This is a genomic window from Streptococcus mitis (assembly GCF_002096845.1).
Lineage (GTDB): Bacteria > Bacillota > Bacilli > Lactobacillales > Streptococcaceae > Streptococcus > Streptococcus mitis_A.
Window position 1 is genome coordinate 1 of the sequence record NZ_NCVK01000006.1, and the last position, 17111, is coordinate 17111.

Consider the following 17111-nt stretch of genomic DNA (forward strand, 5'->3'; position numbering starts at 1 on the left):
CGACCGAATCGAAAATATCCAAGAAAGATAAAGGCCCAATCGGTAGTTGATTTCATCTATAGAGTAACATAAATCTCAAAAAATAGGGTGAAAAAACCTTTATTTGTCATGCAAAAAAATAGAAGATACGATAGAGAATCACTTTGATGATCTCAATCATACCTCCTATTCAAGTGGTTAGATCACTAACTTAATGACATTGGGCTGCTAGGTAAGCTTTTGTTTTCTCGTTCATAGACTGTTACTCCTTTTAAAAATAGCTATTCTCAAGATTAATTGACTATAATTCTTTGAAACTGTCCTTCCATTGTAGCATAGTAGAATCCTAGATGCTATTTCTAGGATTAGTATTTTATGCCTTCTATCACTCTTTCAAGCTGATAAATTCTTTCTCATTGCCTATAAAGGAGGCAGCTATGCTGACCTGCTTTTCTCGTTCTTGTCTCACAAGTTCTAACTTATCTGCCTCTTGGAGATTCCTCACTTTGATAATATAAACTGCCAATTTCATTATTTTCTCTATGCAAGCTAGCGTATGCTAGGAGAAATCTGTCATATCAGTGAAAAGAGATTATTCCTAATTCTCTTGGAAGTTATCCAAAAGTTTTTCCAAATTTGACATATTTTGACATATATAGATATTTTTATCGAAACTACAAAATAATATCATTGATATCTTCTAATATCATAAAACTGAATGAGATAGTTTTATCACCTATGTTACACTGTATATTTCTAGATTTTATTCTTTGCGTAATCAATTCTCTTTTCTGATTTGATTGTAAAAGATTTAATAATTGATCAATAGTTGCCTCACCAGAATACAATTGAGGCAATATATCTATAGAGTGTATCTTACCTTTTTCACTAATATGAATCTTAGGAGTTCTCCTATTCATAAAATTAGAAAAATCAATCTCATCAATAATATATACTTCATCTTGTTTTGAATTATACTGACTAACATTGGACACAAACATATTTATCACTCTTTTTATATCACTACTATATATCCCAAGTTTTTTTGCCATTATTTTTTTCTCATTTTCAGTAAAATATTTAGAATTTCTTTTAAATTTTTCTATATAATTATTTAACTCAGCCTGATTCTTATAGAACTCAATGATATTAGTTGGTTGATTTTGTGTTTTAGATTCTAGAATAACTAATGTCTCATCTTTAAAAAATATTCCGTCAATTTCATATGTCTCCCCATCAATATTCCGTTTTATTCCACCAGACTGTTTAGAAAATTGTTTTTTTGCTAAGCCGTTAATATGACGTTCAAAATTTCTTCCTTTCTGATTTATTCCAGTCTCTTTACTTTGTTGTTTTTTTGATATAACAGATAAAATTGTTCTTGAAAAATCTGTATATAAAACCAAATTAGATAGTAGAACATAAACTTCTTCAAACTCTATAAGTGGATTATCATATAAATCTCTAGAAGAAGTTTTAAAAATTAGTTGCTTAAGCAAGTATTCTGGCAGTCCTTTATCAAAAAACAGCTCTCTTAATTTGTTCTTTGAAATCACTACAATTCTTTCATCAGATTCATCACATAATTCGTATAAAAGCCAATAAGCATCCATCCACTGTCTTAGCTTAATACCATCATATTCTTCTTCAAAATTTTTAGTATAAAAATATTCTTTAACCTGTTTCTCTAATAGTTTATATAAATTTTGTTTTACATCAGATTTTTCTAATTTAGTATCAAAATCAAGATTGGGGTTACAAGCCAAAAGGGCTCTAAAATCTTTTAAATCTAAATAAGTTGCTAAAGCATATAATCGTTTTATACTAAAATCACCTATCTCTTTAATATGAATTTGGTTATCATAAATCTTAAATTCAATGTCGCTGTATGTCCATAAGTCAATTATTAAACTAAAAATATTCAAGTTACCAAAAATAGAAAAAATATTTTCAATTTCTGACTGAGTTAAACTAGCTCCTTCTTCCCATTTAAAGACTGTCTTTTTTCGAAGCGCGTCTTTTAAAACATCTCCTAATCTTAGCCAAATTTCTTCAATTCCATCACTTAAATCTGTAGCCCTGTTGTTACTATTCTTAAAAGATTCATAGTGTGCTTGTGCGTAGTATAATGATAATTGTAGAATATTTTTCTTTGTACTATCTAAAAGAGATCTTTTTTCAATCTGAATCATATCATATAGTTGATTCAAGATTGAAACCTCAAACAGGAATTTATTTACAATCTGTTCATTCAATATATAAAATTTCTTCACTAAAATATATTTAGCTATAAGTTTAGTACCATTACTAGAATTTCCACTTGTAAAAACCCCAGATAATTTTAATAACTTGATGTAATCATTGACATCATGCGCCTCATATAAATGTTTATAAAATTCAACAGTATTAATTTTGTTTTTATATTTATTAGTATTCCAATATTTCATAAATTTTTCAAAACATAAAATAACAAGAAAATATCTTCTATTCCTCACAAAAAAGCGAGACATTCGTCCCGCCCTTCTTATTTTTCGTCAATAACGATTCTTACTTTTTTGTTTTCAGTTGGGACAGAGTAGACAATCGTTCTTATCGCAGAAATAGTGCGACCCTTACGACCGATTACACGACCCACATCGCTTTGATCAAGATCCAAATGATATTCCAAAAACTCTGGTGTATTTTCAATCTTGATAGTTAAGGCATCTGGTTGTGAAATCAAGGGTTTCACAATCGCAATAATGAGATTTTCAATCGTATCCATCTGTCAACCTACTTTAAACTTATTTTGAGAATTTAGAATCGTGGAATTTCTTCAATACACCTTCTTTTGAAAGGATGTTGCGAACTGTATCTGAAGGTTGAGCTCCATCAGCCAACCATGCAAGAACGCGGTCTTCTTTCAAAGTTACTTGGTTTTCAGCAACAAGTGGGTTGTATGTTCCAACTGTTTCGATGAAACGTCCGTCACGTGGTGAACGTGAATCTGCTACGTTGATACGGTAGAAAGGTTTTTTCTTAGAACCCATACGAGTCAAACGGATTTTAACTGCCATTTTTAAAGTCTCTTTTCTTATTTTTTATTTCGGTGAAATAGCTGAGCTATTTAGCACATGTTCTATTATAGCAGATTTCTAACAGGTGTCAAGAAAAAAACTTGACAGACTATAAAATTTTTAAACCATTTATAAATTTGTTAGAAGTAGGAAATAAATGTTTGAAAGAGGCTATCCGTGAATACTATTTTATACTCAATGAAAATCAAAGAGCAAACTAGGAAGCTAGCCGCAGGCTGTACTTGAGTACGGCAAGGCGAAGCTGACGTAGTTTGAATTTGATTTTCGAAGAGTATTAGAAACATTTTATAAAGACCATCAACTCAAGCCCTTCATATCGCCTGAACGAAATTTGGATGCTTAGCTTCTACATCCCAAGCCCGTTCCCAAACGAAATATCAAAGACTTTAAGAAAGATATCTACTAATTAATTTATAAAATATGAATTAATAGATTCTAAATAGGGGAATAATTTAGTTCTGTAAAAATTAACTTCTACACCTACAAAGCTTATTCTGACAGACTTTATAACAGTCTAAGAAAAAAGTAGAGATTCATACAGTATCTAGATTTTCCAAAAAATTGCCACCTTGACACATAAATTCTTGCTTTCTAAATTTAAATGTGATATATTTATAACATAAAATTTAAGTGTTATATATTTATAACACAAAAAAGGAGTCTATCATGAAAAAAAGTCAAAAAATGCGTGGCCTCATTGCAATGATTGCCGTAGCTCTCTTTATTGATTTTATTGTTTTATTTGATTCTAATCTTAGTTGGGGACCCAAGTTAGTTATTACTGGTATTTCAGTGTTAGGTCAAATTATAGCTATTTGGGGCTGGCTACATAAAAGTCAGAAAGGTAAGGGAAAGATTATTTTTGACTTGTCTGCTAAGCTTTACACGATACTTGTGTTTGCAGCAAGCATTTTTTATACAGTAGGAATTTGGGTTGAGACCCCAAGCGAAAGTTCTGGTATTAAAGAATGGATTTTGGGAATTGGCCTCGTTATTGAAGTGATTGCATTTGGTTTTTTCTCTTTGAAAAATGTCAAGGAAACTCCGGACGAACGCTTTTATGTTAATTTAGCAAAAGCAGCTAGCTTGATGTTTGTTTTTATACTAGGCGCACTGATGATCCTAGCAGTTATCATTGGGTATATGGGGTCTCTCACTCTTTACATGGGACAGATATTTATTAGCATAGCTGCCTTGATTTGCATCTTTGCGGTTGTCTATTTTATCTTGGAACGTAGAGGATAATCATGGCCAAAGAAAGCAAGATTATTACTAATCTCAAATCTGTTCGTGAGTCCACAGGCATGACCCAGCAGGAATTAGCCGACCTCATCGGCATGCGACGCGAGACAATTCTGCACTTGGAAAATAATCGTTACAACCCTTCGCTGGAAATGGCTCTTAAAATTGCTCAAGTTTTTAATCTGAAAGTAGAAGACCTCTTTGAACTCAGACAGAAAGAGGAAGCATAATTCTTTTCGAGACCTAGTATTAAGTTCATTGATTAATTAGGAATTGAAGCCAAAAGAAAAAATCCTTTGAAAATGTGCTCTTTTAAAATATAGTAATTCTTTCGAATTAACCTTTACTAATTGTGATGCTTTACGAGCTTTCTTAAGATCTGGTTCCCTAAATACTTTTAGTATACTTATGGCATTGATGCCCCTAAGAAAGCGACTTTCTGGTTGGCTTCCTCTTAAACTGTCTTGTCACTAACATTTGAAATCCACTTCCTTTTAAGGTACAATGGTAGAAATAAATTTTTGAGAGGAACAGAATGAAAAAACTAGCAACCCTTCTTTTACTATCCACTGTAGCCCTAGCTGGATGTAGCAGCATCCAACGTAGTTTGCGTGGTGATGACTATGTAGATTCTAGCTTGGCCGCTGAGGAAAGTTCCAAAGCAGCTGCCCAATCTACCAAGGAGTTAAACGATGCTTTAACAAACGAAAACGCCAATTTCCCACAACTATCTAAGGAAGTTGCTGAAGATGAAGCCGAAGTGATTCTCCACACAAACCAAAGTGATATTCGCATTAAACTCTTCCCTAAACTCGCTCCTCTAGCGGTTGAAAACTTCCTCACTCATGCCAAAGAAGGCTACTATAACGGCATTACCTTCCACCGTGTCATCGATGGCTTCATGGTTCAAACTGGAGATCCAAAAGGAGATGGTACAGGTGGTCAGTCCATCTGGCATGACAAGGATAAGACTAAAGACAAGGGAACTGGTTTCAAAAACGAGATTACTCCTTATCTCTATAACATCCGTGGTGCTCTTTCTATGGCTAATACTGGTCAACCAAACACCAACGGCAGCCAGTTCTTTATCAACCAAAACTCTACTGATACCTCTGCTAAACTCCCTACAAGCAAGTATCCAAAGAAAATCATCGAAGCCTACAAAGAAGGGGGAAACCCTAGTCTAGATGGCAAACACCCTGTCTTTGGTCAAGTGATTGACGGTATGGATGTTGTAGATAAGATTGCTAAAGCCGAAAAAGATGAGAAAGACAAACCAACTACTGCTATTACTATTGATAGCATCGAAGTGGTGAAAGACTACGATTTTAAATCTTAAAAACCAAAAAAATACAGTATCCACATTCGGTACTGTATTTCTTTTATCCTCATTTTTAAGTTAGATTATTAAAATCCCAGATTTGATCCATCCAGCCTTCATAGAAGTCTGGTTCGTGACAGACCATAAGAATAGATCCCTTGTATTCTTTAAGAGCTCGTTTGAGTTCATCCTTGGCATCCACATCCAAGTGGTTGGTCGGCTCGTCCAGCACTAAAACGTTGTTTTCACGATTCATCAAGAGACAGAAACGAACCTTGGCTTGTTCCCCACCTGACAAGACCTGAATTTGGCTTTCGATATGCTTGGTTGTCAAACCACAGCGGGCAAGGGCAGCACGAACTTCTGCTTGGTTAAGTGCAGGAAAGGCATTCCAGACAGCTTCAAGAGGAGTTTGGCGATTACCGCCTTCTACTTCCTGTTCAAAGTAACCGAGTTCTAGGTAGTCACCACGTTCCACTTCCCCAGCGATTGGTGGAATAATGCCCAAGAGACTCTTCAAGAGAGTTGTCTTCCCGATACCATTTGCCCCGATAATAGCAACCTTTTGATTGCGTTCAAAGGTAAGATTTAAAGGCTTAGTGAGAGGTCGATCATAACCAATCTGCAAATCCTTGGCTTGGAAGATAAAGCGCCCTGGCGTACGAGCTGGTTTGAAATCAAAGGATGGTTTTGGTTTCTCACTTTGGAGTTCGATAATATCCATCTTATCCAATTTTTTCTGACGAGACATGGCCATGTTTCGTGTTGCAACACGCGCTTTGTTTCGTGCGACGAAGTCCTTAAGGTCTGCAATTTCTTTCTGCTGACGTTCGTAGGCAGCCTCTAGCTGAGATTTCTTCATAGCATAGACTTCTTGGAACTGGTAGTAGTCACCAGAGTAACGCGTCAGCTGTTGATTTTCCACATGATAGACAATATTGATAACGTCATTTAGGAATGAAATATCGTGCGAAATAAGGACAAAGGCATTCTCATAGTTTTGGAGATAGCGCTTAAGCCAGTCAATATGCTCAGCATCCAAGTAGTTGGTCGGCTCGTCCAAAAGTAAGATATCAGGCTTTTCAAGGAGAAGTTTTGCCAAAAGCACCTTGGTTCTTTGCCCGCCTGACAAAGAAGTTACATCCGTATCCATGCCAAAGTCCATGACACCAAGGGCACGCGCTACTTCGTCAATCTTAGCATCCAAGGTATAGAAATCACGACTCTCCAAACGGTCTTGAAGTTCGCCCACTTCTTCCATGAGAGCATCAACATCCGCTCCGTCTTCAGCCATTTCCATATAGAGGTCATTGATACGGGCTTCTGCTTTGAAAAGCTCATCAAAGGCTGTACGGAGAACATCACGTACCGACTGCCCTTCAGCAAGGACAGAGTGCTGATCCAAGTAACCAGCAGTCACATATTTGGACCACTCAACCTTCCCTTCATCTGGCAACATTTTACCAGTCACGATACTCATAAAGGTCGATTTTCCTTCACCATTGGCACCGACCAGGCCGATATGTTCTCCCTTTAGGAGACGGAAGGACACATCTTCAAAAATTGCACGGTCACCAAAACCGTGACTCAAATTTTTAACTTCTAAAATACTCATTTTAATTCCTTATCTTGTTTTTATGTAATCGTTTATAGAGGAGCCAAGCGATATAGCCACCCAAGGTATTGGTCCACAAATCATCAATCTCAAAGACGCGATTGAAATCAAATAAAAAGTCCAAGACTAACTGCGTACACTCGATTCCAAGACTCACTAGAAAACTGAAAAAGATCACTTTTCTTGTCTTACGCAAGTTTGGAAGGAGATAAAGGAGTTGGAAAATCAGAGGAAAAAGCAAGAAGACATTGAGGATATTTTGTAGAAAAATCCAACATAATTGTCCTATGTCAGTCACCTCACCCAGTTTCCAGAAAGAATTGAAAGGAGTCAAAAGAAAAACCAGGCGTCCAAGATGCTGAATACCTGGAGTTTCCACTCCCACGGGAGAATGTTCTTGAGGAGTAAAGCAAAAATAGACGATACAAATACTATAGAAAATGACTCCCCAGACCAAAACATGATTATAAGTTTTCTTCATCATTAAGGATTGACTGCTGCGACTGCTTTCTGGCGGTCACGTTTCATTGTATTGGAACGCAATTGTCCACAAGCTGCATCAATATCAGTACCATGCTCTTGACGAACAACACAGTTAACCCCCTTTTTCTTAAGCGTATCATAGAAGGCCAGGACGCGCTCTTTAGGACTACGGCTATATTGGTCATGCTCACTAACTGGGTTATAAGGAATCAAGTTTACATAAGACAATTTCTTGATATTCTTGAGCAATTCAGCCAATTCCAAGGCTTGTTCTACACCATCATTAACTTCATTAAGCATGATATATTCAAAAGTCACACGACGATTAGTTGTCTCAATGTAGTACTCAATAGCTGCAAAGAGTTTTTCAATCGGAAAGGCACGGTTAATCTTCATGATGCTTGAACGCAATTCATTGTTAGGTGCGTGAAGGGAAACTGCAAGATTGACCTGAACCCCTTCATTAGCAAAATCACGAATTTTATGGGCCAAACCTGAGGTTGAAACCGTGATATGACGAGCACCGATTGCCATCCCCTTGTCATCATTGATGGTACGAACGAAATTCAAGACATTGTTGTAGTTATCAAAGGGCTCACCGATTCCCATGACAACGATATGGCTGACACGTTCATCCTGACCACGCTCATCAAAGTATTTCTGAACCAGCATGATTTGCGCTACGATTTCACCGTTATTGAGGTCACGTTGTTTCTTGATCAAACCAGAAGCACAGAAGGTACAACCGATATTACAGCCGACCTGAGTGGTCACACAGACTGACAAACCATAGTGTTGACGCATGAGTACTGTCTCAATCAGCATGCCATCTGGCAATTCAAAAAGATATTTAACTGTCCCATCAGCAGATTCTTGCACGATTCGCTGTTTCAATGGATTAACCACAAACTGGTCATTGAGCTTAGCAATCAAATCTTTTGAAAGGTTGGTCATCTCTTCAAATGACTGGACACGTTTACGGTAAAGCCATTCCCAGATTTGATCTGCACGGAATTTCTTTTCTCCCTGCTCCAATACCCATTCCTGCATGGTTTGACGTGTTAAACTATAAATTGACGGTTTCATTTCTTCTCCTTATTCTCTACTCACTTCTGACGAATGACGAAATGACGTTGCCCCTTGTCCTCTTTCTGAGAATGCTGGTCTTTCTGACGACGTCTATTTTTCTTATCTGCATTCGGTTTTCGTTTTGTTTGAGCCGGTTTCTTTCCTTTTTTAGAAGGTGTTTCTTCTTCCTTCTTACGCATTTTCTTGTCAAATGATGCTCGCTTAGGGGCTTCATTTTCTAGGACAAAATAGGCACAACCATAACTACAATACTCTAAAAGGTAGTCTTGTAAACGACTGATTTTTTCAAGTTTTTCTTCTGTTCGGTCATCCTTGTAAAAACCTCGTAGACGAAGCTGTTCGTTGCTCCAGTCTCCCACGATATAATCAAACTTGGTTAAGACTTCTGAAAAACGCTGATTAAAAGCCGTCACATCAAAGGCATCCTTGATATTTTCCACCAAGGAAAAAGCTATCCCTTCCGTTTCAACCTTGTCCCCGTGTAAATGAAACTCAGGACCAGGAAACTTGTTATAGTTGTATAATTCAGGTGCAATTTCTTTTCGCATAGATATCCTTTTTTCACGATTACTTAATACTTTATTCTACCATAATTTCTAGCAGTTAGCACGTTTCTCATAAAAATGAAAAAAGTCTGACGATTTTGTCAGACCAAAATAATATAACCTTAAAAAGAGAAGAACAATTCTTCCCTCCAACTATCATTATTTAGCAGCTGCGTACAATTCATCTACTTTGTTCCAGTTGATCACTGAGAAGAAAGCTTTGATGTAGTCAGGACGCACGTTGCGGTATTTCACGTAGTAAGCATGTTCCCAAACGTCCAAGCCCAAGATTGGTTTTTTACCTTCTGAGATTGGTGTGTCTTGGTTTGCTGTTGAAGTCACTTCAAGTTTACCTTCTTTGTTGACAACCAACCATGCCCAGCCAGAACCAAAACGAGTTGTTGCTGCTGCAGTGAAGGCTGCTTGGAATTCTTCAAATGAACCAAATGTTGCATCAATTGCTGCTGCAAGTTCTGCTGATGGAGCTGTTTTTTCAGGAGTCATCAATTCCCAGAAAAGAGCGTGGTTCAAGTGTCCACCACCATTGTTAATAAGTGCTTGACGGATATCAGCTGGGATAGATTCTACATCAGCAAGCAAGGCTTCAAGGTCTTCACCGATTTCAGGGTGTTTTTCTAGAGCTGCATTGGCATTGTTGACATAAGTTTGATGGTGTTTGTCATGGTGCAAGTGCATTGTTTCCGCATCGATGTATGGTTCCAAAGCGTCGTATGCATATGGAAGATCTGGTAAGATAATAGCCATCTGTAATACCTCTTTTTCTTTCTATATGAAAATGATAACGTAAACATTCACTTTTTTCAAGTTTTTTGCTTATAGATGAAGAAATCACTGAAATATTTTCTAATCATACTCTTCGAAAATCTCTTCAAACCGCGTCAACGTCGCCTTGCCGTACTCAAGTATAGCCTGCGCCTAGTTTCCTAGTTTGCTCTTTGATTTTCATTGAGTATAAAACAAGCAAATCAGCAAGAAACCCACGACAAGATAATGTTGACGCGGGTTGTAGTTTCAAAAAAATATCAATTTACCTGACTAGCAATCTGTAAGAGTGCCTTTTCAAAAAGGAAACTCTTTTCATAAAGACCTGTCTTAATCTGATAGTCTGTCTCAATCAAATAAGAAATAGCTTGCTTCAAAAAGCTCAAAGAAAGTCCTCGCGCATCCCTCAGCGCAAACTTAATCTGATAGGGATTTGGATTGCGTCCGAGAAAACTTCCTAGACTACTTGCAATCTGCGATTCTGTTTGCCCAGACTCCGCCAAAATCTTCACCTGAGTAAAAGTCCGAAATTGTCCTAGCATGACTGCAATCAGTTTAATTTCATCTTCACCTTGCAAGGTCAAGTCTCTCACCAAGTCGCGCGCCTGGTCCATCTTTTTAGTCAGAATAAACTGAGTTAAATCAAAAATATTGTCCTGCAAGGTCTTGGGAATTGCGTTAACTATATCCTCTTCCTCGATAACAGAGTCTTCCTTATAGGACTGTAAAAAGAGGAGATTTTTCTGGATTTCTCTAAATTGAAAACCAGACTTGATGAGGAGATTTTCAAAAGAATGATTAGCAAACTGCAGACCTTGTTTCTGGCTCCACTTTTGGAAATACTGACGCAATTCTTGTTCTTTGGCTTCTACTGCATCAAAGACCTTGGCATCACGCTTAAGTAATTTAACCAACCGCCTTTTGCTATCCAGCTTTCCTTCAGCAAAAATCAACAACTTGGTTGTTGGCGAAGGGTTATCAAGGTATTCTTCAAACGACTTGAGCTCATCATCTGTTAAAAAGCGTTTCTTGGCTGTTGTAATATCGACAAAATGATCCAATATCACGATTTTCTCATCCGCAAAGAAAGGAAGGCTGACTAACTCCAGTTCCACATCCTTGTAGAGCGCTTCTTTCATATCAAAGTAGGCAAAGTTGAGGTCTGCCGAATCATAACCAATCTGTTTCAATACTTGACTCTTCATCACTTCAAACTGACCCTGGTCTGTCCCTGTAAACAGGCTCAGACTAGGTAAATTTGATAAAGTCAACTTCTGGCTTTCTTCAATGGCTAGCATCTTCTCTCCTTTCTTCTGATTTTTTGTTTCATTTAATCAATATAGTGCAATTTCCCACGGAAATCTTCTAGGCTTTCGTACCCTTTTTCCGCCATGATTGCTTTCAGTTCATTTGTAATACGATCAAAAGCACCAACTCCTTCTTTGTGAAGGGTGGTTCCCACCTGCACCATACTTGCTCCACAGAGGATATGTTCAAAGGCATCACGACCAGTCAACACGCCACCTGTTCCGATGATTTGGATTTTAGGATTTAAGCGTTGGTAGAAAGCATGAACATTGGCTAGAGCAGTCGGTTTGATATACTCGCCACCAATGCCACCGAAACCATTTTTAGGACGGATAACGACAGACTCATCTTCTATATAAAGGCCGTTTCCGATAGAGTTGACGCAGTTGACAAACTTGAACGGGTACTTGTTGAAAATAGCTGCCGCTTGGTCAAAGTGAACAATATCAAAATATGGTGGCAATTTAATTCCAAGAGGTTTGGTGAAGTAGGCAAACACCTCTGCCAAAATCCGGTCTGTTGTCTCAAAATCATAGGCAATCTGAGGTTTTCCTGGAACATTTGGACAGGAGAGGTTTAGCTCAGTCAGACCACGAAAATCACTCTCTTGGACTTTTTTCAGGATAGTATGGGTTTCGTCCGGAGACATGCCGACTAGAGATAAGAAGAAAGTTCGGTTTGGCTCTTTTTCTTGCAAATCCAAAAGATAGTCCAAATAATAGTCTAAGCCATTATTTGGCAAGCCCATAGAGTTGATGGAACCAAGCGGGACATCTTGGTAGCGTGGCTCAGGATTCCCCTGACGGAAGTCCAAGGTCGCTGTCTTAGTGACAAAAGTTCCTGCCGCTGAGTTTTTAACCCCTTCTAACTCTGCTATCGTCATACAAGCCACACCTGCTGCATTCATCAAGCAATTGTCAAACGCAAAACCAGCAATTTGTGTTTTCGTTGATACCATGATTCTGATCCTCCGGATTCCTTTTATTGCTAATATTATACCATATTTTCAGCTTTTCTCTTTAAGAAAGTCATTTATAAGAAAAACGTTCGTTTTTTATCCACTTTCAAAAAATTCCAATTTCAAACAACCCCAAAAATCAAATTGAAAGAATTTTTAGAAAATTTTTGTTTTTCTCTTTACAGTTAAAAAAATTTCTGCTATAATGACACACATAATTAAATTAGAATTTAAGGAGAACAATATGACATCTGCTAAAGAATATATCCAAAGCGTGTTTGAAACTGTAAAAGCTCGTAACGGGCACGAGGCTGAATTCCTCCAAGCTGTTGAAGAATTTTTCAACACTTTGGAACCTGTATTTGAAAAACACCCTGAGTATATCGAAGAAAATATCTTGGCACGTATTACTGAGCCTGAGCGCGTGATTTCTTTCCGTGTTCCTTGGATTGACCGTGATGGAAACATTCAAGTAAACCGTGGTTACCGTGTTCAATTCAACTCAGCTGTTGGACCATACAAAGGCGGACTTCGTTTCCACCCAACTGTTAACCAAGGGATCTTGAAATTCCTCGGATTCGAACAAATCTTCAAAAATGTCTTGACTGGACTTCCTATCGGTGGAGGTAAAGGTGGATCAGACTTCGATCCTAAAGGTAAAACAGATGCTGAAGTGATGCGTTTCTGCCAAAGCTTCATGACTGAATTGCAAAAACACATCGGACCATCACTTGACGTACCTGCTGGTGATATCGGTGTTGGTGGACGTGAGATTGGTTACCTTTACGGTCAATATAAACGCCTTAACCAATTTGATGCTGGTGTCTTGACTGGTAAACCTCTTGGATTTGGTGGTAGCTTGATTCGTCCAGAAGCAACTGGTTACGGATTGGTTTATTACACTGAAGAAATGCTCAAAGCTAACGGTAATAGCTTTGCTGGTAAGAAAGTGGTCATTTCAGGTTCTGGTAATGTTGCCCAATACGCTCTTCAAAAAGCGACTGAACTTGGTGCAACTGTTATCTCTGTATCTGATTCAAATGGTTATGTCATCGATGAAAATGGTATCGACTTCGATCTTTTGGTTGACGTTAAAGAAAAACGTCGCGCTCGTTTGACTGAGTATGCAGCTGAGAAAGCAACCGCTACTTATCATGAAGGTTCTGTATGGACTTACGCTGGGAACTATGACATCGCTCTTCCATGTGCGACTCAAAACGAAATCAACGGTGAAGCAGCTAAACGTTTGGTTGCTCAAGGCGTGATCTGTGTATCTGAAGGTGCCAACATGCCAAGCGACCTTGATGCCATCAAAGTCTACAAAGAAAATGGTATCTTCTACGGACCTGCAAAAGCTGCCAACGCTGGTGGTGTAGCCGTTTCAGCCCTTGAAATGAGCCAAAACAGTCTTCGTCTCTCATGGACTCGTGAAGAAGTTGATGGACGTCTCAAAGATATCATGACAAACATCTTCAACACTGCTAAAACAACTTCAGAAACATACGGTCTTGATAAAGACTACCTTGCAGGAGCTAACATTGCTGCCTTTGAAAATGTAGCAAACGCTATGATTGCACAAGGTATTGTTTAAGATTCATTTGCTTAATCCTCAATCGCTCCGATTGAGGATTTTTATGTTGAATTCAAAAAATGCACCATTAACAGTGAGTTTTAACATCAGAATTTATTTTACTTTCATTAGGGCAGATGACAAACATTCAACAATCTCATCAACTGCTTCATCTATGTTTATAGTTCCTTCATCATTCAACATCATGGGAATAAGATAAGAAAAACTCAATGCTAAAATGTATCGAACAATTCTTTCATTTGACCAATTTAGAATAAGTCCTTTTTCTTTAAATTGATTTAAAACAGGGATAATTGGTTCTATTATAGATTGAACAATAATATTTCCTAACTGGATAGAAAGATTTTTATCAATAAAAGAACGCCCCAAGAGAATTTTAACATGCATTTGATTCTCCTGAATGAAAAAGATCCTATCTCGAACAATACTTTTTAAAAAGAAGGGAAAAGTTTCTTGATCTACTGTGAAATTTTTTTCTGAGAAATCCGCAATTACTTCTGGAATAACCTGTTCTAGAAAAGTAGATAAAATGGCTTCTAAAATACCTTCCTTCGTTTTAAAGTAACTAAAAACAGTTCCTTCTGACACTCCAGCGCGTTCGGCAATAAGGCTGGATGTTGTATTCTCAAATCCAATTTCTGAGAATAATTTTAAGCTTGATAATAATACTCGACGTTGTTTCAAGCTCAAATTGCTAATTTCTAACGTCTGAGCATACTTTTGTTCTAAACTTTCCATCGCTAGCACCTCTCTTCTACTCTCTTACTTTTACGACTTTTTTGCCTCGACTGTGTCCCATTTTCAGACTACGATAGGCTTCTCTAACTGACTTTAGAGAAAAGTCATACACTTGATCAATTTTCAGCTGAACCTTCCCGTCTGAAACCATTTCAGCTAAAGTGCTAAAATCATCATATGTAGAATGTCTCGGACCAGTAAACTGAGCACCTTTTATCATAACATAGGGCGAAGGTACTAATGTCCCAATAGCTGTCCCCTTCAAGCCTAAACTAAAAGCCAATCTAACATAATCAGATCCATAACAATCCAAAAATTTTGTAATAGGCGTTGAACTAGCTGATAGAAGAACCTTCTTGATATTCTCTTCGTAACTTACTGGTATGGCACCTAAAGACTCCAGATACTCTGCATTTTTCTTACTTGCGATTCCGATTACTTTCGCTCCCTTAGCAACTGCATACTGTACTGCAATACTTCCAATACCTCCTGCTGCAGCTGAAATAACAACAGTATCTCTTGAATTTAAACCGATTCTTCTAAAAGCCCCACCCACAGTTAGAGCAGCTACTCCCATAGTAGCTGCGTGAGTCATGTCGATCATCTCTGGTTTCAATACAATTTCTGATTCATTGACACAAATTTCTGTTGCTAAAGCTCCCCTCTTAGTTCCCAAACCAGGATCGCTAATCATTGTTCCAAGCACCTTATCTCCTACTGAAAACCTAGTTACTTCATTTCCAACTTCTGTAATAACTCCAGAAAAATCTCTCCCCACACCTCTTGGAAATAAAGATGATTTAGATTCAAACCAACGACTTGGTTTCCTTAATTTCGTTATAAAAGATAGAAATCGAAGGGATTTCGCTCCCTCAAAAGTTTTATAATCAATAGGATTTAAACCAACAGCATGAACTTCTACTCTCACCTGATTTACATTCAAGGCTGTAGAGTCTATCTTCAGCAAATCCAAGACCTCTTCGTTACCGAAACGACTGTACTCTATTGCTTCAACAACCATTTTCTTTACTCCTTAATTTCACAAAAATTGAGTGAACACTCATTTTTATAAATTATACTCTTAATTTGTAAGAAAATCAATATTATCGTTTGATAACGATTTATGACATGATACAAATATCCTTCATTTCGATTTACCAATATGATTCTTTCAATCTAACTCTCCTCACTTTTAAAGATTCCTTTCCCTTTTTTGCCCCATGAAACATAAAAATAAAAACCGCTACTCCTAAGAATAGCGGTTTAATCATGTTTTTAAGCTACTAATGTAGTTGCTCTATTATTTAAATAAAATGAAGTGTTATGAATAACTTCAATATCTTTAAAGCTTTTTGTTAGATTTATAATTTCAACTATAGCCATCTCTACTCCTTAGTTTACAGCAAAAAATTATGCTTAATTCTTATTGTTTTTGTAAACAATCAGCGAACCCAATACTATTCCATTCAACAAGCCTAAAGAAATACCATATTCAACTGGAAAATCTAAAAAAATTGCAAACACTATTCCAATCATCACCCCTAGTGAGGCTGCTGCTGAAATTACATATTCATTTTCTTTCTTCATTTTCTTTACACCTCATTTCCTTTTTGTATATAAGCTGTAGTACTCTCCACCAAGAGCCATTAAGTACTTATGATTTCCTGACTCAACAATCTTACCACCTTTCATTACAAAAATAATATCCGCATCCTTAATCGTTGACAATCTATGAGCTACAATTATTTGAGTACAGCCCTGATTTTTTATATACTTTGTTATTCTTTCCTCATTAATAGTGTCTAATGCACTAGTTGCTTCATCTAAAATTACAATACTAGGATTATTTATTAATGCACGTGCCAGTGCTATCCATTGTCTTTGACCACCTGAAATATTTGAACCCACCTCTGAGATGATAGTATTAAATTTCATCGGCATAGCTATGATTTCATCATAGATTTGAACTGCTTTACAAACTTCCTCTATCTTTTGTGAAGTAACTTCGTGCTTTAAAGTTATATTATCAAGAATACTTCTGTTCAATAAAAATGAATCCTGTGGAACTACTCCTAAATTTTGACTTAATATTTTTTTATCTATTTGATTAATATTTACACCATCAAATAAAACTTTTCCTGTATCAATCTTATATAATTCTGATGGTATTTTTGATAACGTACTTTTTCCTGACCCCGGTTGACCGACTAGTGCAATTCTCTGTCCTGACTCAATAGTCAAATTTAAATTTTCTATTACAGGAACTGAGTCTTTGGAATAAGAGAAAGATAGATCCTTAATATCTATTCTACTTCAAACGTTTCTAAACTATACTCCGGAAAATAATTTAACCAATAATTAACCATACTATCTTTCATCGTG

19 protein-coding genes are annotated in these 17111 nt (G+C 37.0%); 4 read left to right on the forward strand and 15 right to left on the reverse strand.

Going from position 1 to position 17111, the window contains the following annotated elements:
• Positions 1 to 364 precede the first annotated feature (364 nt).
• The 4 genes from B7695_RS11045 to rpsP form a co-directional block, all read right to left on the reverse strand.
• Positions 365 to 511, reverse strand: coding sequence for a hypothetical protein (locus B7695_RS11045; RefSeq protein WP_158086394.1), 147 nt, complete (start codon positions 509 to 511; stop codon positions 365 to 367).
• Between the two features lie 142 nt (positions 512 to 653).
• Positions 654 to 2489 carry a hypothetical protein gene (locus B7695_RS01765; protein WP_239822257.1) on the reverse strand — a complete coding sequence of 612 codons (1836 nt, stop codon included), beginning with the start codon at positions 2487 to 2489 and terminating at the stop codon, positions 654 to 656.
• 14 nt (positions 2490 to 2503) lie between these two features.
• A complete protein-coding gene (gene kphA, locus B7695_RS01770) occupies positions 2504 to 2743 on the reverse strand; it encodes an RNA-binding protein KphA (protein ID WP_084889470.1) in 240 nt (79 codons plus the stop codon).
• A gap of 19 nt (positions 2744 to 2762) precedes the next feature.
• Complete coding sequence (gene rpsP, locus B7695_RS01775) at positions 2763 to 3035, reverse strand: 30S ribosomal protein S16 (RefSeq protein ID WP_000268760.1); 273 nt, start codon at positions 3033 to 3035, stop codon at positions 2763 to 2765.
• A gap of 687 nt (positions 3036 to 3722) precedes the next feature.
• On the opposite strand from rpsP, the gene B7695_RS01780 reads away from it, so the two are divergent.
• The 3 genes from B7695_RS01780 to B7695_RS01790 all read left to right on the forward strand — a co-directional run bounded on the left by B7695_RS01780 (position 3723) and on the right by B7695_RS01790 (position 5637).
• Positions 3723 to 4301 carry a hypothetical protein gene (locus B7695_RS01780; protein WP_084889471.1) on the forward strand — a complete coding sequence of 193 codons (579 nt, stop codon included), beginning with the start codon at positions 3723 to 3725 and terminating at the stop codon, positions 4299 to 4301.
• A gap of 2 nt (positions 4302 to 4303) precedes the next feature.
• Positions 4304 to 4528, forward strand: coding sequence for a helix-turn-helix transcriptional regulator (locus B7695_RS01785; RefSeq protein WP_001041097.1), 225 nt, complete (start codon positions 4304 to 4306; stop codon positions 4526 to 4528).
• A gap of 305 nt (positions 4529 to 4833) precedes the next feature.
• Positions 4834 to 5637, forward strand: a complete 804-nt coding sequence (locus B7695_RS01790) for a peptidylprolyl isomerase (RefSeq protein WP_084889472.1) — start codon at positions 4834 to 4836, stop codon at positions 5635 to 5637.
• A 55-nt stretch (positions 5638 to 5692) separates the two neighbouring features.
• On the opposite strand, the gene B7695_RS01795 is transcribed toward B7695_RS01790, so the two are convergent.
• The 7 genes from B7695_RS01795 to B7695_RS01825 form a co-directional block, all read right to left on the reverse strand.
• Entirely contained in the window at positions 5693 to 7234 is a 1542-nt protein-coding gene (locus tag B7695_RS01795) for an ABC-F family ATP-binding cassette domain-containing protein (protein ID WP_084889473.1), read from the reverse strand.
• 1 nt (position 7235) lies between these two features.
• Positions 7236 to 7718 carry a VanZ family protein gene (locus B7695_RS01800; RefSeq protein ID WP_084889474.1) on the reverse strand — a complete coding sequence of 161 codons (483 nt, stop codon included), beginning with the start codon at positions 7716 to 7718 and terminating at the stop codon, positions 7236 to 7238.
• A complete protein-coding gene (rlmN, locus tag B7695_RS01805; protein ID WP_000804760.1) occupies positions 7718 to 8803 on the reverse strand; it encodes a dual-specificity RNA methyltransferase RlmN in 1086 nt (361 codons plus the stop codon). The genes B7695_RS01800 and rlmN overlap by 1 nt, the downstream gene beginning before the upstream one ends.
• Before the next feature lie 20 nt (positions 8804 to 8823).
• Positions 8824 to 9354 (reverse strand): YutD family protein, encoded by a 531-nt coding sequence (locus B7695_RS01810; protein ID WP_084889475.1) that lies wholly within the window; start codon positions 9352 to 9354, stop codon positions 8824 to 8826.
• A gap of 156 nt (positions 9355 to 9510) precedes the next feature.
• Positions 9511 to 10116 (reverse strand): superoxide dismutase SodA, encoded by a 606-nt coding sequence (sodA, locus tag B7695_RS01815; protein ID WP_000974733.1) that lies wholly within the window; start codon positions 10114 to 10116, stop codon positions 9511 to 9513.
• 278 nt (positions 10117 to 10394) lie between these two features.
• Entirely contained in the window at positions 10395 to 11432 is a 1038-nt protein-coding gene (gene holA / locus B7695_RS01820; protein WP_084889476.1) for a DNA polymerase III subunit delta, read from the reverse strand.
• Positions 11433 to 11464: 32 nt separating this feature from the next.
• Positions 11465 to 12400, reverse strand: a complete 936-nt coding sequence (locus B7695_RS01825; RefSeq protein ID WP_084889477.1) for a dihydroorotate oxidase — start codon at positions 12398 to 12400, stop codon at positions 11465 to 11467.
• Between the two features lie 244 nt (positions 12401 to 12644).
• On the opposite strand from B7695_RS01825, the gene gdhA reads away from it, so the two are divergent.
• Complete coding sequence (gdhA, locus tag B7695_RS01830) at positions 12645 to 13991, forward strand: NADP-specific glutamate dehydrogenase (RefSeq protein ID WP_084889478.1); 1347 nt, start codon at positions 12645 to 12647, stop codon at positions 13989 to 13991.
• A gap of 93 nt (positions 13992 to 14084) precedes the next feature.
• Here the strand turns inward: gdhA and B7695_RS01835 are convergent, their stop codons facing one another.
• The 4 genes from B7695_RS01835 to B7695_RS01855 all read right to left on the reverse strand — a co-directional run bounded on the left by B7695_RS01835 (position 14085) and on the right by B7695_RS01855 (position 16970).
• Positions 14085 to 14729, reverse strand: coding sequence for a TetR/AcrR family transcriptional regulator (locus tag B7695_RS01835; protein WP_084889479.1), 645 nt, complete (start codon positions 14727 to 14729; stop codon positions 14085 to 14087).
• 16 nt (positions 14730 to 14745) lie between these two features.
• On the reverse strand, positions 14746 to 15750 hold the full coding sequence (locus tag B7695_RS01840) for an NADP-dependent oxidoreductase (protein WP_084889480.1): 1005 nt from the start codon (positions 15748 to 15750) through the stop codon (positions 14746 to 14748).
• A 395-nt stretch (positions 15751 to 16145) separates the two neighbouring features.
• Entirely contained in the window at positions 16146 to 16316 is a 171-nt protein-coding gene (locus B7695_RS01850) for a hypothetical protein (protein WP_084889481.1), read from the reverse strand.
• A 12-nt stretch (positions 16317 to 16328) separates the two neighbouring features.
• Positions 16329 to 16970: an ATP-binding cassette domain-containing protein gene (locus B7695_RS01855; protein ID WP_084889482.1), complete on the reverse strand. Its 642-nt coding sequence runs from the start codon at positions 16968 to 16970 to the stop codon at positions 16329 to 16331.
• Between the last annotated feature and the right edge of the window lie 141 nt (positions 16971 to 17111).

Bases quoted from the DNA above. Each gene is read 5' to 3' on its own strand.
- B7695_RS11045 (WP_158086394.1), bottom strand. From the start codon at position 511: ATGAAATTGGCAGTTTATATTATCAAAGTGAGGAATCTCCAAGAGGCA.
- B7695_RS01765 (WP_239822257.1), bottom strand. From the start codon at position 2,489: ATGTCTCGCTTTTTTGTGAGGAATAGAAGATATTTTCTTGTTATTTTA.
- kphA (WP_084889470.1), bottom strand. From the start codon at position 2,743: ATGGATACGATTGAAAATCTCATTATTGCGATTGTGAAACCCTTGATT.
- rpsP (WP_000268760.1), bottom strand. From the start codon at position 3,035: ATGGCAGTTAAAATCCGTTTGACTCGTATGGGTTCTAAGAAAAAACCT.
- B7695_RS01780 (WP_084889471.1), top strand. From the start codon at position 3,723: ATGAAAAAAAGTCAAAAAATGCGTGGCCTCATTGCAATGATTGCCGTA.
- B7695_RS01785 (WP_001041097.1), top strand. From the start codon at position 4,304: ATGGCCAAAGAAAGCAAGATTATTACTAATCTCAAATCTGTTCGTGAG.
- B7695_RS01790 (WP_084889472.1), top strand. From the start codon at position 4,834: ATGAAAAAACTAGCAACCCTTCTTTTACTATCCACTGTAGCCCTAGCT.
- B7695_RS01795 (WP_084889473.1), bottom strand. From the start codon at position 7,234: ATGAGTATTTTAGAAGTTAAAAATTTGAGTCACGGTTTTGGTGACCGT.
- B7695_RS01800 (WP_084889474.1), bottom strand. From the start codon at position 7,718: ATGATGAAGAAAACTTATAATCATGTTTTGGTCTGGGGAGTCATTTTC.
- rlmN (WP_000804760.1), bottom strand. From the start codon at position 8,803: ATGAAACCGTCAATTTATAGTTTAACACGTCAAACCATGCAGGAATGG.
- B7695_RS01810 (WP_084889475.1), bottom strand. From the start codon at position 9,354: ATGCGAAAAGAAATTGCACCTGAATTATACAACTATAACAAGTTTCCT.
- sodA (WP_000974733.1), bottom strand. From the start codon at position 10,116: ATGGCTATTATCTTACCAGATCTTCCATATGCATACGACGCTTTGGAA.
- holA (WP_084889476.1), bottom strand. From the start codon at position 11,432: ATGCTAGCCATTGAAGAAAGCCAGAAGTTGACTTTATCAAATTTACCT.
- B7695_RS01825 (WP_084889477.1), bottom strand. From the start codon at position 12,400: ATGGTATCAACGAAAACACAAATTGCTGGTTTTGCGTTTGACAATTGC.
- gdhA (WP_084889478.1), top strand. From the start codon at position 12,645: ATGACATCTGCTAAAGAATATATCCAAAGCGTGTTTGAAACTGTAAAA.
- B7695_RS01835 (WP_084889479.1), bottom strand. From the start codon at position 14,729: ATGGAAAGTTTAGAACAAAAGTATGCTCAGACGTTAGAAATTAGCAAT.
- B7695_RS01840 (WP_084889480.1), bottom strand. From the start codon at position 15,750: ATGGTTGTTGAAGCAATAGAGTACAGTCGTTTCGGTAACGAAGAGGTC.
- B7695_RS01850 (WP_084889481.1), bottom strand. From the start codon at position 16,316: ATGAAGAAAGAAAATGAATATGTAATTTCAGCAGCAGCCTCACTAGGG.